General features: G+C 50.4%; 12 protein-coding genes. 11 read left to right on the top strand and 1 reads right to left on the bottom strand.

Annotation, left to right across the window (positions count from 1 at the left end):
* The first annotated feature begins 21 nt into the window (after nucleotides 1-21).
* The 8 genes from KAI37_RS20655 to KAI37_RS20620 all read left to right on the top strand — a co-directional run bounded on the left by KAI37_RS20655 (nucleotide 22) and on the right by KAI37_RS20620 (nucleotide 8,820).
* On the top strand, nucleotides 22-1,155 hold the full coding sequence (locus KAI37_RS20655; protein ID WP_025722611.1) for a CgeB family protein: 1,134 nt from the start codon (nucleotides 22-24) through the stop codon (nucleotides 1,153-1,155).
* A 60-nt stretch (nucleotides 1,156-1,215) separates the two neighbouring features.
* A complete protein-coding gene (locus KAI37_RS20650; RefSeq protein ID WP_220030131.1) occupies nucleotides 1,216-2,877 on the top strand; it encodes a glycosyltransferase in 1,662 nt (553 codons plus the stop codon).
* A 121-nt stretch (nucleotides 2,878-2,998) separates the two neighbouring features.
* Nucleotides 2,999-4,090: a non-hydrolyzing UDP-N-acetylglucosamine 2-epimerase gene (gene wecB, locus KAI37_RS20645; protein WP_071642732.1), complete on the top strand. Its 1,092-nt coding sequence runs from the start codon at nucleotides 2,999-3,001 to the stop codon at nucleotides 4,088-4,090.
* Nucleotides 4,083-5,069 (top strand): polysaccharide biosynthesis protein, encoded by a 987-nt coding sequence (locus tag KAI37_RS20640; protein ID WP_025722608.1) that lies wholly within the window; start codon nucleotides 4,083-4,085, stop codon nucleotides 5,067-5,069. Before wecB ends, KAI37_RS20640 begins: the two co-directional genes overlap by 8 nt.
* The gene (locus tag KAI37_RS20635; protein ID WP_071642730.1) at nucleotides 5,066-5,920 is read left to right on the top strand and encodes a dTDP-4-dehydrorhamnose reductase family protein; all 855 of its coding nucleotides are present in this window, start codon (nucleotides 5,066-5,068) and stop codon (nucleotides 5,918-5,920) included. Before KAI37_RS20640 ends, KAI37_RS20635 begins: the two co-directional genes overlap by 4 nt.
* Nucleotides 5,881-6,879: an NAD-dependent epimerase/dehydratase family protein gene (locus KAI37_RS20630; RefSeq protein ID WP_076294201.1), complete on the top strand. Its 999-nt coding sequence runs from the start codon at nucleotides 5,881-5,883 to the stop codon at nucleotides 6,877-6,879. Before KAI37_RS20635 ends, KAI37_RS20630 begins: the two co-directional genes overlap by 40 nt.
* Nucleotides 6,876-7,592 (top strand): glycosyltransferase, encoded by a 717-nt coding sequence (locus KAI37_RS20625; RefSeq protein WP_071642726.1) that lies wholly within the window; start codon nucleotides 6,876-6,878, stop codon nucleotides 7,590-7,592. Before KAI37_RS20630 ends, KAI37_RS20625 begins: the two co-directional genes overlap by 4 nt.
* A gap of 28 nt (nucleotides 7,593-7,620) precedes the next feature.
* Nucleotides 7,621-8,820 carry a glycosyltransferase gene (locus KAI37_RS20620; protein ID WP_071642724.1) on the top strand — a complete coding sequence of 400 codons (1,200 nt, stop codon included), beginning with the start codon at nucleotides 7,621-7,623 and terminating at the stop codon, nucleotides 8,818-8,820.
* On the opposite strand, the gene KAI37_RS20615 is transcribed toward KAI37_RS20620, so the two are convergent.
* Nucleotides 8,817-9,203: a hypothetical protein gene (locus KAI37_RS20615; RefSeq protein ID WP_252508950.1), complete on the bottom strand. Its 387-nt coding sequence runs from the start codon at nucleotides 9,201-9,203 to the stop codon at nucleotides 8,817-8,819. The two genes, KAI37_RS20620 and KAI37_RS20615, sit on opposite strands and share 4 nt — an antisense overlap.
* Before the next feature lie 166 nt (nucleotides 9,204-9,369).
* On the opposite strand from KAI37_RS20615, the gene KAI37_RS20610 reads away from it, so the two are divergent.
* The 3 genes from KAI37_RS20610 to KAI37_RS20600 are packed head-to-tail and all read left to right on the top strand — an operon-like array spanning nucleotide 9,370 to nucleotide 13,091.
* On the top strand, nucleotides 9,370-10,611 hold the full coding sequence (locus tag KAI37_RS20610) for a sialidase family protein (protein ID WP_220030130.1): 1,242 nt from the start codon (nucleotides 9,370-9,372) through the stop codon (nucleotides 10,609-10,611).
* On the top strand, nucleotides 10,611-11,837 hold the full coding sequence (locus tag KAI37_RS20605; RefSeq protein ID WP_076294199.1) for a sialidase family protein: 1,227 nt from the start codon (nucleotides 10,611-10,613) through the stop codon (nucleotides 11,835-11,837). The genes KAI37_RS20610 and KAI37_RS20605 overlap by 1 nt, the downstream gene beginning before the upstream one ends.
* A 33-nt stretch (nucleotides 11,838-11,870) precedes the next feature.
* Nucleotides 11,871-13,091 carry a glycosyltransferase family 4 protein gene (locus tag KAI37_RS20600; RefSeq protein WP_220030129.1) on the top strand — a complete coding sequence of 407 codons (1,221 nt, stop codon included), beginning with the start codon at nucleotides 11,871-11,873 and terminating at the stop codon, nucleotides 13,089-13,091.
* The last annotated feature ends 2 nt before the right edge of the window (nucleotides 13,092-13,093 follow it).

Raw genomic sequence — 13,093 nt, 5'->3', positions numbered from 1 at the left:
AAACAGTGAGGAGTGAAAGTGATGACGATATCTACGACAGGACCGTATGACCCGGCTGTTCACCAGACGGCGGCAGCCTCCTGGGAAAGGGGGAGAATTGCGGGAGTGCATGACGGATACGACGAAGGATATCTGCGCGGACGTGCTAACGCAATGGTTGGGCGGATGAAAGCAGTTTTCCCATTTCGACAAATCCATGTACTGTATGTCGTCTCCGGTAAAGGCCTTCCGTATTCTCCGCTGGATGAGGCAGTCATTACCACGTTGCAAAGCATGACGGCTCAGGTTACCGTAACAGACCCACGTCAGCCGGTAGGAGATATTGCCGCTCAGCTCCGTCCGAATCTGATGCTGGCACTGGATGGAATGGATCTTCCGTTGGAGCAGGTTACTGCGGTACGCCAGTTGGGCATCCCCACCGCCATCTGGCTAACGGACGATCCATATTATACCGACACGACGACCAAAATCGTTACGAATTATGATTATGTGTTCACGTTAGAAATGAACTGCCTGGAGCTGTACCGTCAGTTGGGTTGCACGTCTGTGCACTATTTGCCCTTTGGGGCATTTCTGACTCACTATTTCCCACTCAGCTCGCCCGCTTCGGTACGACGTGAGATTGGGTTTACAGGCTCAGCCTACTGGAACCGCATATATTTCTTCAATCCGATTATGCCTCAGCTCATGGCCCGTAACATTAAAATCAACGGAATCTGGTGGGATCGTCTCCCGGATTATCAGTCGTATGGTGACAAAATTGAGCTGGGTCGCTGGATGTCTCCGGTCGAGACCAATGATTCGTATAACGGCAGCAAAATCGTAATTAATCTTCATCGTTCCCATCAGGATGATTCGGTGAACAACAACTCACTGAAAATTCCGGGGGCTTCGCCCAACCCGCGTACGTTTGAAATTTCTGCCAGCGGCACGTTGCAACTGACAGATACAAGAGATGATCTGGCTCGTTTTTACAAGCCGGGGGAAGAGATAGAGACCTACAGCTCTCAGCAGGAACTGCTGGAGAAGGTTGAGTTTTATTTGACGCATGAAAAAGAGCGCCATGAGATTGCCCTGCGTGCTCTGGAACGAACCCTGCGGGAGCACACCTATGGTCACCGGATTGACCAACTGTTGTCGGTCATATTTCCATAAGGTGATTTACACGTCCGATGGTTGCTATTTTAAAGGAGGTGAACTCCGATCAAGCCGAAAATGATGCTATTCAGCCATGTTAGCAACGTCCGCAGTATTACGGGGGCAGAGAAACTGCTATTGCAATTTTGTCTAGACATGCGTACGTACTTCGATTGTATTCTCGTAACGCCTGGTGAAGGGCGGCTGACCTCAATGGCCCGCAAGCGCGGAATCACCGTTCTGACACAGAACCTGTTCATGCTGCATGGCATGTATACCCCATATGAGGGATTGGCGCAAGATGCGGAGAATTTGCGGACTCATGTGGCGTATGCACCATTGTTCCAGATGCTTCGGCATGCTCGACCTGATGTGGTGCTGGTCAATACCTGTGTGAACGTCATGCCTGCAATGGCTGCCCAAGAGCTTAATATTCCAGTGATCTGGAAAATAACCGAGGTCATTAACCAGAATGCCCATACGCCAGTTTCTGTTTCTATCATTGAGCGCTATAGCCAATGGGTCATCGGCATTTCGCAAGCTGTAATGCGTCCTTTGCATGGTGGGGGACTGACACGTCCGCATACGGTGTTGTCTCCCTGCCGGGATATGGATATGCCGTCTCCCAAAGAGCATGTGCTGGAACGGAAAAGAAAGCGTGAAAAACTGGGGCTGCGGGATTTTCATATTTGCATTGGTTATATTTCTTCCTTTATCTACGAAGCCAAAGGGCTGTTACCTTTTGTCCAAATGGCTCTAAAGCTGTGCGAAACCAATTCACGTTGTCGTTTCTGGATCATCGGCAGCTCGGTGGACTCGGAATATTACGTAAAATGTGTCTCTTTAATCCGCCAATCTCGTTATAGCCGCCGCTTCCAGTTCAATTCATTCGAGGAATCCGTGTCAACGGCCTATAGCGCAATGGATATTGTTGTAATCCCAAGTATGGTGGAGGAAGGCTTTGGCTTGACCGCCCTGGAAGGGCTAGTTTACGGTAAGCCCGTGGTAGCCTTTGCGCAGGGTGGACTTGTGGAATTGATGGAGGCGACCGGAAATACAGATTTTTTGGTAGAGCCGGGCAACAGCGACATGCTGGCGCAAAAAGTGGGCTATCTGCTCGATCACCCCGAGGAAGTGGAACGGATTGGTGTGCGTAACAACAGTGCGGCTACACGTGTATACGGACCTGATTCCTACCGAGGCAGTTTACACCTTATGGTCAGTCAATGGGTATGTCATCATCCGCATTGGTTCCCGTTGATTCAGCAGCCAGGTGGACCTGTATGGACGAGGGAAGGCGAAGGACTGCGTCAGGTCACTGCTATACCGGAGGGATATACCAGCACGATTCGAGAATTTCCCGAATCGGTGGTGTGTCAACTGCCTGTGCTGGGGCTGCCGCCAATCGAATATGCAGCCATTCAGGGCTTGCCACAACCAGCACCCCCTTTACCTGAGTCACCGCCCGAATTGCTCCAAGGCAAGCGTAGTGTTCGGGCGAGATGGGCAAAGGGCCGCAAGCGTACCAGATTGCGGAATCGCAGGTATAAGAGAAGCGGCGGCAAGAGTCGCCTCAAGAAAATTCACGGGTCCCCGTTGTCGAAGGGACTTTATCCGAAAGCTAAGTCCAGACAGAAGCTCAAGCGGAAATTCAAGCACCGGTCACGACGACACAACGCGCACAAGCAGAAGCGAGTCACGCTCAAGGCTGGACAGCATACAAAACAACGGTCCGGGTGAATCTACGCCGGACCGTTGAGATGAACGTTAAGCTGGAGCACAGCCAGTCTGCTGGATGGCTATCATTCATTGAACGCCACAATTCAATGAAACAACGACAGCAAAGGTGGGTTCCAAAACCATGAAAATATTGACCGTGCTCGGCACAAGACCGGAAATTATACGGCTCAGCCTGATCATTCCGAAGCTGGACCGCCATGCAGATGAACATGTGCTTGTGCATACGGGCCAAAATTACACCGAAAGCCTGAGCGGGCAGTTCTTTCGCGAGCTGGGACTGCGTGCCCCGGATTATGTACTTCAGGAGAAAGCGGGGACACTGGGCAAACAGTTGTCCGTCATGTACTCGCAGATGGAGGATATTTTAAACAAGGAACGCCCTGATCATGTGTTATTGCTCGGTGATACGAACAGCGCCTTATGTGCTTTGCTTGCGGAACGTATGGGTTACCCGGTCGTGCATATGGAGGCGGGGAACCGCTGTTATGATCTGGATGTGCCGGAGGAGAAGAATCGGCGTGTCATTGATGCAATATCCACCATTAATATGCCTTATACGGAGCAAAGCAAGCAGCACCTACTACGCGAAGGCTTTCCAAGTCAACGAATTATACTGACTGGAAATCCGATCTACGAAGTGATGCAGCACTATAAGAAAGAGGTATCGGGCAGTGGAATTTTGAAAAAGTTGGGACTGTCGCCAGGAGAATATTTCCTGGTCACTGCCCACAGAGCTGAAAATGTGGACCATCCACCGCATTTGCTGGCTATTTTAGATGGTCTTAACCGGGTAGCCCAGCAGTTCGGGCAGCGGGTCATTTGCAGTATTCATCCTCGCACTGCCGCCCGAATCGCAAGCCATCCGCCGATCCAGCTTGACCCGCTAGTGGAATTTCACGAACCGTTCGGTTTTTTTGACTTCGTTCTGCTGGAGCGGCATGCCCGCTGCGCTTTGACGGACAGTGGTACCGTACAGGAAGAATGCTGTGTCATGGGGGTACCGACGGTTACGATGCGCCGGACGACCGAACGACCGGAAACGGTAGATTGCGGCAGCAATATCGTGTCTGGTCTTGATGGCGAGATTATAGCAAACGCGGTAGCCATAATGACCGGGATGACCCATAAGTGGCAATGTCCTGCGGGCTATCTGGCGGAAGATGTGTCGGATAAGGTAGTTAAATTTCTGCTTGGAGGGAAACGGCATGTTTGAAAACCAACGTATCTTGGTTACCGGCGGTACCGGCTCCTGGGGGCATGAGCTGGTTGCCCAGTTACTGCCGCGTAACCCCAAAGAGGTCATTATCTTTTCACGTGGAGAATCCAGTCAGGTTGCAATGAACAGGCAGTTTGAGGATGAACGACTCAGCTTCTGTATTGGAGATATTCGGGATAAGGATGCGCTGACTACCGCTTGTCAAGGAGTGGACTATGTATTTCATTTGGCAGCGCTCAAGCACGTTCCCGTCTGTGAGGATCAGCCCTATGAGGCACTCAAAACCAATGTCGTAGGCACCCAAAACGTGATCGAGGCCGCTGTTGCCAATCAGGTAAAGAAAGTCATTTATATATCGACTGACAAGGCCGCGAATCCGTCCAATTTTTACGGCATGACAAAGGCGATTGGAGAAAAACTGATTGTTTACGCCAATCTGCTGAATAGCGATACACGTTTCGTGACGGTGCGCGGCGGTAATGTTTTGGGCACAAACGGAAGCGTGGTGCATCTGTTCCAAAGCCAGATTCGCCAGAAGGGTAAGGTTTCGATCACAGATATGAACATGACCCGCTTCTTCCTGACCTTGCGTGATGCGATCAGCCTCCTGTTCAAAGCCTCGGTGGAAAGTGTCGGCGGGGAAATTTTTATTATGACCATGCCAACCTGCCGTATTGTGGACTTGGCTGAGGTGCTCATTGAGGATTCAGGTGTGGAAAACGTAGAAATTGTAGAAAAAGGTGTACGTCCCGGCGAGAAAATTCATGAAATTCTGATGAGTGACTTTGAAAGCCTGACGACGGTAGTCTATGACGAGCAATATTTGGTCATTCTCCCAACGCTGAATATTCCTCAATTAAAGGACCGCTATACTCAGTGCCCTCCCGTGTCATTCAGCAGCTTTAGCTCGGAGTTCAATTTGATGTCGAAAGAGGAGATTCGCAGCATTCTCCAAAGCGGGGGGTTCATCAAATGAAGCTGCTTATTTTGGGTGGTAACGGTATGGCGGGCCATGTTCTGGTTAAGTATTTCCAAAACCAGAGCGGGTATAACGTGTTCTACACCACCCGTGATCCCGAAAATAAAGGCGGTCTGCTGCTGGATGTAAAGGACAGCTTTATGGTGGAGCAGCTGGTACGGAGTGTACAGCCAGACGTTATTATTAACGCGGTAGGCGTACTGAATCAGCATGCCGGGGAGGATCAGATTGCAGCATACCAAATCAATGGATTGCTGCCACATCTTCTCCGGCGGACAGCGGACAGTATCGGTGCCCGATTGATTCATATCAGCACGGATTGCGTATTCGAAGGAAATCGGATACCTGGTTTATATAAAGAGACGGATCAACCCGATGGGACAAGTGCCTATGCTTTGACGAAAATACTCGGAGAAGTAAAGGCCGCAGGGCATCTGACTATCCGTACCTCCATTATCGGGCCGGAAATTCGGCCGGGAGGCATTGGTCTGCTGCACTGGTTCTTGCAACAGAGCGGAGACGTTAACGGGTATCGCCGGGTCTTTTGGAACGGGGTTACGACGCTGGAATTAGCGAAGGCGATACAGGTGCAGATGAATGAGCCGCTGGACGGACTCATTCATCTGGTTCACCCTGAACCGATCAGCAAGCATGATTTGCTGCTGCTGTTCAAAGACATCTGGAAAAGGGAGGATATTCGGATCGTGCCGAAAGATGAGCCGGTGCAGGACCGGACGCTTCGTTCTACCCGGGCCGATCTGCACTACGATGTTCCTCACTACAGCATCATGCTGAAGGAGCTGCTGGAATGGACGGAAGCACAGCGGAACAACGTCGGCCTGTCATAGTCATTACTGGAGCGGCGGGCTATACCGGGATGCATGCCTGCCGCCATTTTGCAAAGCTTGGCTGGGAGGTAGCGGCGCTGACTCGCACTGTTGCTTCCGTCTCAGAACTGATCTTACTGGCTCGCGATGATGAAAATAATAGTCCAGAGGCGGAGACCCGTAGCTGTATTACGCCTTATGTGTGTGACTTGCTCGACAAGAAACGTCTGGGCGAAGTAATTAGACAGATTGCTCCGGATTATGTGCTTCACCTGGGTGGTAAAAATTCCGTCCCTGAATCTTGGCAGAGTCCCCTGCTATACATGGAATCCAATGTACTGTCCACCCTGTATCTGCTCGATGTACTGCGACCTTTCCCCAAAGCCAGAATTGTCGTGGCGGGTTCTCGGCTAAAGACGGCTTTGCAGGCTCCGTATCATCCAACACATCCATACAGCCTTAGCAAAAGCCTTCAAGAGGCAGTCGCGCTCTCGTGGGGCGCGCTGTTCGAACAATCCGTTATGCTGGCAGAGCCTTGCAACTTGATCGGTCCGGGTCCATCTACCGGATTTTGTGCATTACTCGCGGGGTATATCGTTCAGACGGAACGTCTGAAGGGGCAGTCCGTAACTGAAACTGCCCCGTTCCGGGTATCTTCCCGACATGCGCAACGTGATTTCCTCGACGTTCGTGATGCCGTTCGCGCATACGGTGTGCTATTGGAACAGGGTGTGCCAGGCCGAGTTTACTCGGTCTGCACAGGCCGCATTGTGGAACTGGGCAATATCGTGGAACGTATGGTTGCGCTGGCCCAAACATCTATTCCCATACAATGGGGGGATGTGGAAGAGTCAGCATCCACTGAGGCATACCGTGCGAAAGAGCTGGAGGACATGGGCTGGAAGCCGACCATACAGCTGGCGCAATCTCTGGAGGATATGATTCAATACCGCCGAGCTGGAAAGGAAGGAACGATATGAGACCGAAAGTAACGATCGTCATTCCCTTTTATAACTGTGCATATGTGGATCAGGCTTTGCAAAGTGCACTAGAGCAAACTTATGGGCCCCTCGAGATTATTGTCGTCGATGACGGGTCCACGGAACATGTTGATATGCTTCAAGCCTATCTTCCGTATATACATTATTTAGGCAAATCCAACGGTGGAACAGCCAGCGCCCTGAATCATGGTATCCGACATGCCAGCGGGGAATATATTGCCTGGCTCAGCTCCGACGATACCTATCATAGGGACAAAATTAATAATCAGGTTTCTTTTATGGTGGAAAACGGTGCATACATCTCCCATACCAATTTCAATTTCATCAATCAATACAGCCAAGTCACAAGCTATCAGGCAGCCGCCGTGTTTCCGTCTATGACGGAGTTTTACCGTTTTTTTCAGCAAGGAAATCCGGTTAATGGATGCACGGTTATGTTTAAAAGGGAGCTGTTTGAACATATTGGTTTGTTTGATGAACTGCTGCCGTACACACATGATCTGGATATGTGGTACCGAGTGATGCTGGCGGGATATCCATTTCCTTTTCTGAACGAGTCCTTGGTTAACTACCGCTGGCATGATGAAATGGGAACCAAAAAACATTGGCCCGCTGTGGAGCGGGAGTACAACATAACCCAAGCACGTTATCGAGATCGCTTCAGTCAGGTGTTGAGCGGTTTATCCTCATGAAGCCGAAAGTCTGTCAGGGGGGATTGATATGGTAGATACGGGGATTGTTATGCCACTGTACAAACAGGATATCGGCTATCTGCAAGTTGCGATCTCATCCGTACTAGCCCAGAGCTACAGGGCATTTCGCTTCATCATTGTTATTGACGGAGCGCCCGAAATGGTGGGGCCGGCGCTCCACGCAGCAATGGGAGACCCACGCGTTCAGTTGGTTACACTCCCTCAGAACAAAGGAGTATCCCACGCCCTTAACCGGGGATTCGATGAGTTGTTTAAAGATCCTGCGATCAAGTATGTGACCTGGGTATCCAGCGACAATGTTTATAATTCTTCCTTTATTGAACGATTGCGGCAGGAGCTGGAGCAGGGGCCAGACTCACTCGGCCTTGTGTTCTCTACCTTCCGCCAGGTTGACGCATGTGGGAACCCGTTGTATGACGAGCAGCATCAACAAGCTTTGATCCGGTACCAAGGTCAGCCGCATCATGAATTGCTGAATGCCAGCATTGTCGGGGTTTCATTTATGTACAAAAGCAAATATGCCCGCCAGATTGGCGGCTATCGGCTGCAACCAGTTGAGGATTATGATTACTGGCTGCGGCTGACCGAGACGTGCAGCATGAAATTCATCCCGGAGATCCTGATGGATTACCGGGTGAATTCCACATTTAGTGTATCGGCCGGCCTGCACAGCCAGAAGGAGCACCGACGCTGGCGACGCGCATTCCAAATCGCCAAGCATGAGGCGAGAGCACGTCGGGGCATCCCACTTGAAATGACGATTTTAATGCCTGTCACGGATATGGCTCAAGCTGAATCATTGCTGGATAATCTGCTGGAGCAGCACTACAGCAATTGCGTGGTACGGTTGCTGGATTTAACGCCAGAACAGGGAGCCGCCGCTTTCCTGTCGATGATGCTCGATCCTCGGTTAATCGTAACGCCACGTCAGCATTATTCGGTCCAGGAAGCACTGGTTCAGGCTATTGGTGAAACAACGACCCGCTTTGTTGTATGCTTCGGTGTCAAACCTTATATTGCCGTGACGGATTTGCTGTATCTGACAGATTTGTTGCGCCCATTACAGGATACACATGCCTTTTCCTACTATACAGATGACCACTCAACCATCGGCAGCGGCCGAGGGGTTCAGTCCGTACCGCCGGAATGGAATTACGTGTATTACACCCACAGATTGCATCAAGCACTGGAGCAGGGCAACTTTTAAATAACAGGAGACAGCGCCGGGATGGTGGTCAGTTCCGACTGAAGAACACGATGCTCCTGTACAACATTACCAAACTGATCCAGTCCAAAGTTGGAGAGCACAACATTGGAAGGTGCAGCGGAGACTACGTTGTATTGTACCTCATAGGCAAGAACCCCTTGCACAAAGAAGGTGCGTCGGGCAACGGAGTTTGCAGGTAAGTTAACCGATGTCACGTATAAGGGGATTTTGGTATCCGGTACAAGCGAGAAAAAAATTTGGATGGTCACGGTTGCCGCGTTCACTGTATCCTCGTTGACCAAATTTACAACGACATTGGAGCAGGCAGTACCAAAATCTCTAGTGTTGGTCATATATCCGGTTGTAAAAGCCAATCGAATCATCCTCTCAATAAGCAGAATATTGGAAAACCCCTGAAGGGATGCTTCTATACTATGAATCTATTGAAAAGAAAGCTTGTATGGTTGTCTGTAGACTGAGCTGAAAAAAGTACATTTTGATAGAAATACTTCAGGCATGTCCATTTATATAATGAAGGGAATGCTCGCGATGCCTTTGAATTTTCAGGTGACACCCAGCGGTTTGCCCAAATTTGAACCCAGTGTCGCCGTTAATTTGTTGAATCCGAATATTGTTGTGGCTGTCGCTGTTGACTTTAGTAGCGGGCCCCCGCTAATTGGACTGTATCGTTCCTTGGACGCCGGGGCGAACTGGACGGATACTTTACTGCCAATTCCACCGGGATATACAGGAGCCGAGGCAGGAATGGTAGCCTATCTGTTCCCGAATATTTTCATCATATCCGCACATGTGTTTCCGGGAAATGAGAACGGGGCTGTCGTGATCTATCGCTCTAAGGACGATGGAGCCACCTTTGATCCTCCAGTGGTCATTAACCCAGGCTATGGAGATTACATTAATAATGACTGGACCAATATTACGACGGATAACGCCGGGGCAAGTCCCTATCTTGGGCATGTCTATGTCACGTATAACCGACAATACAATGTAGAGTTTAATGCCCGGTCTGCGGCCTTTTACCAGCGTTCTACGGATGGAGGATTGACCTGGGATCGACCGTTATTGCTTTCCAATATCCAATCCTCCACGGAGCGGCCTGAGCCTGCGGTCGACAAATATGGCAGTGTGTATGTTAGTTGGATTCGTACAGGGCCGCAGATACCCGCTTTCTTTATCCGGCGCTCCTTTGATGGAGGGGCAACTTTCAGCGGGGATATTCTTGTGTCCAATATAACGCTGGTGCCCAATCCTTTGCCCGTTCCTGGTTATGACTTTCGGATATTGAATTTCCCTAGCTTGGCCGCGGACTGCTCGGGTGTGCCTTCCACAACAAATACGCTATATGCCGTTTGGCAGGATTTTGGTCAGGGATACAGCAATATTTTGTTGTCCAAATCAAGCGATTTTGGCGGTACCTGGAGTGCTCCGATCATTGTGACAGACAGCCCGCCTGGCTCGCAAAATTTCTTTCCTGCAATTTCGGTGTCGCCTAAGACGGGACTGGTCGTTGTCGTGTACTATACCAATCGCTTGGACGGCTTTAATCTGGATGTGTTCGCCGCCCAATCGTCAGATGGAGGCAACACCTTTACGAACAGTCGTCTCACAACGACCTCCTTTAATCCGAATGTCGGTGGAGGCGAATCAGAGCTGATCGGCGACTATATTGATGTCGCCATCGTACCGCCGAATAGTTACATTTCCGTCTGGACGGATACGCGTACAGGCAGTTTGACAATTTTTGCTGGTGTACCGGGAGGTGGGGCCTGATGCCGAACGTACAGCTTACGCCTAACGGAAGGCTGGCGCAGGAGCCGAGTGTAGCTTTCAACCTGCTCGACGGTACCATTGTGTCTGCGGCTACTGATTTTACGACAGGGCCGCCGTTGACGGCGGTATACCGTTCAGGTAACGGTGGTGCCTCCTTCACACAGCAGATTTTACCGCTACCAGCCGGCTATGTAGGAGCGGAATCCCATAGCGTCAGCTACGGTTTTCCCAACTTGTTTGTCATAGCCTGTCACGTATTTACCGCAGACGGCTTGAGCGGTACCATCGCTACCTATGTATCCAGAGATAACGGTAATACATTTGATCCGCCCGTGATTGCCCAGCGGGGGTATGGGACATTTGTCAATAATGTTGAGGTCAGCGTGAAATTCGATACTTCTCAGGTTAGCTCCTATACCGGAAACATCTATTTATGTTATACGCATCAGTATAATCCTGACTTTTTGGGTGGATCAGTCATGTTCTTCCAGCGTTCGCAGGATGGAGGCATCACTTGGGGTACACCCGTGGTGCTCACCGCTGGCTCCAATCAGATCACGCGGGGGGAAATCACCGTGAGCATTACAGGGGTGATTTATGTGGGGTACATTGTGACTAATCCGGTTAACCAATATCAGGTCATTGTGTCCTTCAATGGGGGGACAGCATTCAGTTCTTCGCTGCCTGTATCTTCTGTTGTCCCGGTTCCGAGTCCGTTGCCCGTGCCTGGGTTTGGCTTCAATGTGCTGCCGATGGCCAACATTGCGGTGGATCGCTCTACTAGCCCGAATCAGGGAACACTTTATGCGGTCTGGCAGGATAATCGGGCAGGGTATGCGGATGTGCTGCTCGCCCGTTCAGTGGATGGCGGATTAAGCTGGACTGCGCCGCAATCTGTGACAGGGGCTAGTGCAGGGGCACAGCATTTTTTCCCGGCTATTGATGTTTCGCCTGTGACCGGCGTAATTAAGATTGTATATTATACCAATCAAATAACGACCTCTTTCTTAGACGTATTTGTGGCCGAATCAACGAACGGAGGGAATACATTTACGAACCTCAGAATAACAGACAACTCCTTTAATCCTAACGGGATTAGTCCGGTTCCAGTCGTTACGATCGGTAATTTTATTGATGTAACGATCGTGCCGAATAATGGATTTTTTGCAGTCTGGACAGATGCGTTATCGGGTTTCCAGCAAATTTACGGAAGTAACGGAATGTAGCTCAGCGTACGAGACAGAGGAGGTGAGGCTGTTTTGAAAATTTTGTTGGCTACGTACTGGCCGATTCCTCATTTGGGTGGCGTATGGCCCTTTATGCTGCAAATTAAACGGAGGCTGGAGCTACTGGGTCACACAGTAGACTTGATGGGGAACGGACCGGATACACCTAAGTACCATATTGTTTTTGAAGATAGGGAGCTGCTGAAGGATCAACTGCTGCCCCTGCTGCATACGAAGCTGAATGAATCGGCTGTCCCTGTATTACATTTGGATTCATGGGTGCAGACGGTGGAAAAGGATCGATACTGTATGGAGCTGGCAGCGGCGTATTTCGGGGTTGAGCAGTATGATGTTATTCACACGCAAGATGTCATTGCGACGCGTGCTCTAAGTCGGGTCAAACGTAAGGACAGTGCGTTGGTAGCGAATATTCATGGCTCGCTGGCTCGTGAAGTCATGATGTCTCTGGAGCGGGATCATGAGGAGGGTTACCGTGAGACGTTGATGTGGAAATATTATTGGGCGCTGGAGCACTATGGCGCTCTATCCGCGGATATTACCATTACGTCTACAGAATGGATGAAACAGACGCTTGTGCGTGAGTTCGAAGTGCCTGAGCAGCAGATTGTTACTTTCCAATACGGATTGGATACCGAGCACTTCTGGGAAGTCCACGCCCGGGGAACGGACAGGGTACGACCTGAGGGGAAAAAAGTTATGATTTGTCCTTCACGGCTGGTCTATATCAAAGGGCTACATTATTTAATGAGCGCTCTTGGCCTGCTGAAAGCAAGTCGTACGGATTGGGTTTGCTGGATTGTCGGGGAGGGAGATAAAAGGGAAGAGCTTCAAACACAGGCGAAGGAGCTAGGGCTGGAAGAAGACGTGGTTTTTCTGGGGCATCGTGAAGATGTACCTGCTCTTTTACAACTGGCGGACCTTTTTGTCCATCCGAGCATACAGGACAATCAGCCGTTTTCGGTCATGGAGGCGCAGATTTTGGGGCTTCCGGCAGTGGTATCGGATGCAGGCGGACTGCCGGAAATGGTAAAGCATGGACACACCGGACTGGTCTCCCCGGTTGGCGATGTGGAGGCACTGGCAGCTCATTTACAGCATTTGCTGGCTCAGGATGAAGTGCGGATAGCTATGGGAAAACGTGCCAAAGCATGGGGGACTGCGCATTGGTCTCTGGATGTTATGATTGAACGACTCGTGAATATTTATGGGCAAGCGCTGAATCAAGTACGTTGAGT

Source organism: Paenibacillus sp. S25, from assembly GCF_019454085.1.
Classification (GTDB): Bacteria; Bacillota; Bacilli; order Paenibacillales; family Paenibacillaceae; genus Paenibacillus; species Paenibacillus polymyxa_B.
This window is presented reverse-complemented; position numbering and strand designations above follow the sequence as displayed.

Coding starts and splice junctions, on each gene's coding strand:
- KAI37_RS20655 (WP_025722611.1), top strand. CDS start 22: ATGACGATATCTACGACAGGACCGTATGACCCGGCTGTTCACCAGACG.
- KAI37_RS20650 (WP_220030131.1), top strand. CDS start 1,216: ATGATGCTATTCAGCCATGTTAGCAACGTCCGCAGTATTACGGGGGCA.
- wecB (WP_071642732.1), top strand. CDS start 2,999: ATGAAAATATTGACCGTGCTCGGCACAAGACCGGAAATTATACGGCTC.
- KAI37_RS20640 (WP_025722608.1), top strand. CDS start 4,083: ATGTTTGAAAACCAACGTATCTTGGTTACCGGCGGTACCGGCTCCTGG.
- KAI37_RS20635 (WP_071642730.1), top strand. CDS start 5,066: ATGAAGCTGCTTATTTTGGGTGGTAACGGTATGGCGGGCCATGTTCTG.
- KAI37_RS20630 (WP_076294201.1), top strand. CDS start 5,881: ATGGACGGAAGCACAGCGGAACAACGTCGGCCTGTCATAGTCATTACT.
- KAI37_RS20625 (WP_071642726.1), top strand. CDS start 6,876: ATGAGACCGAAAGTAACGATCGTCATTCCCTTTTATAACTGTGCATAT.
- KAI37_RS20620 (WP_071642724.1), top strand. CDS start 7,621: ATGGTAGATACGGGGATTGTTATGCCACTGTACAAACAGGATATCGGC.
- KAI37_RS20615 (WP_252508950.1), bottom strand. CDS start 9,203: ATGATTCGATTGGCTTTTACAACCGGATATATGACCAACACTAGAGAT.
- KAI37_RS20610 (WP_220030130.1), top strand. CDS start 9,370: ATGCCTTTGAATTTTCAGGTGACACCCAGCGGTTTGCCCAAATTTGAA.
- KAI37_RS20605 (WP_076294199.1), top strand. CDS start 10,611: ATGCCGAACGTACAGCTTACGCCTAACGGAAGGCTGGCGCAGGAGCCG.